A 1498-nucleotide genomic window follows, 5' to 3' on the forward strand; every position below is an offset into this window, starting at 1 on the left:
GTGTTCTAGGCCCCGCGCCCCCCCCCCCCCGCCGGGGGGCCCCCCCCCACGCTTCGTGACCGCCCGCGGAGGCCCTGGAGTCAGGGGCGACCGAGGGCGCGGTAGGTCCAGCCGGCGGCCCGCCAGCGGTCGGGGTCGAGGGTGCTGCGGCCGTCGATGACGCGGGGAACGGCGACGCGGGCGGCGACGGCCTCGGGGTCGAGGCGTGCGAATTCGGGCCACTCGGTCAGGTGAAGCAGCAGGTCGGCGTCGCGGACGGCGCCGAGCGGATGGTCGGTGAATTCGAGCTGTGGGTGGGCCTTGCGGGCGTTGTCCAGAGCCTTGGGGTCGAAGACGGTGACGGTCGCGCCGAGTTGGTGCAGTTTCTGCGCGACGGCGAGGGCCGGGGAGTCGCGGATGTCGTCGGTGTCGGGCTTGAAGGCGGCGCCCCAGACGGCGATGTTCTTGCCGTTGATCACGCCGCCGCACTGTTCGCGGGCGAGGTCGATCATGCGCTCACGGCGACGGTTGTTGATCGCGTCGACCTCGCGCAGGAAGGTCAGCGCCTGGTCGGCTCCGAGTTCGCCGGCGCGGGCCATGAAGCCGCGGATGTCCTTGGGCAGGCAGCCGCCGCCGAACCCGAGTCCGGGCCGCATGCCGCGCCGGCCGATCCGGGCATCGTGGCCGAGGGCCTCGGCCAACAGCTGGACGTCGGCGCCGGAGGTCTCGCAGACCTCGGCCATGGCGTTGATGAAGGAAATCTTGGTGGCGAGGAAGGCGTTCGCGGCGGACTTCACCAGCTCAGCGGTGGCCAGGTCGGTGACGATGACCGGGGTTCCGGACTCGATGATCTTGCCGTAGGCCTGGCGGATCACTGACTCCGCGCGCGTGCCCTGGCCGGTGAGGCCGAGGACGATCCGGTCGGGGTGGAGGGTGTCCTCGACCGCGGAGGACTCGCGCAGGAACTCGGGGTTCCAGCAGACGTCGACCTGGTCACCGGCCGGGGCGAACTCGCGCAGGATGTCGATCACCTGGGGGGCGGTGCCGACCGGGATGGTGCACTTGCCGACGATCACGGCGGGGCCGGTCAGGCGGGGGGCGAGCTGGCGGACGGCCGAGAAAAGGTGGCTGAGGTCGTAGGCCATCTCGCCGGGCTTCTGCGGGGTGCCGACGCCGATGAAGTGCAAGTCGGCGAAGGCGGCGGTCTCCGCGTAGGACGTGGTGAACCGCAGCTGCCCGGTGGCGGTGTGCTTGGCCAGGAGGTCGTCCAGGTCGCGTTCGAAGAACGGGGCCCGGCCGGCGTTGAGGGAGACGACCTTGTCGGGGTCGATGTCCATGCCGAGGACCTGGTGGCCGAGTTCGGCCATGGCTGCGGCGTGGGTCGCGCCGAGGTAGCCGCAGCCGATGACGGTGAGCTTCACGAACGTGTCCTAATCCGTGTGTAGGGGTTCTAGCCGGGCCCGGGTTCGGGTGGCTGGTCTGACTGTTGGATGAGTTCGTTGCGGTCCGTGGGCGCCGG

The 1498-nt window shown here is 71.0% G+C and carries 1 protein-coding gene; it reads right to left on the reverse strand.

The window, feature by feature from the left end:
• Positions 1 to 80 precede the first annotated feature (80 nt).
• Positions 81 to 1400: a UDP-glucose dehydrogenase family protein gene (locus ACFWOG_RS40835; protein WP_380364819.1), complete on the reverse strand. Its 1320-nt coding sequence runs from the start codon at positions 1398 to 1400 to the stop codon at positions 81 to 83.
• Positions 1401 to 1498 lie beyond the last annotated feature (98 nt).

This window comes from Kitasatospora sp. NPDC058406 (assembly GCF_042722765.1).
Classification (GTDB): Bacteria; Actinomycetota; Actinomycetes; order Streptomycetales; family Streptomycetaceae; genus Kitasatospora.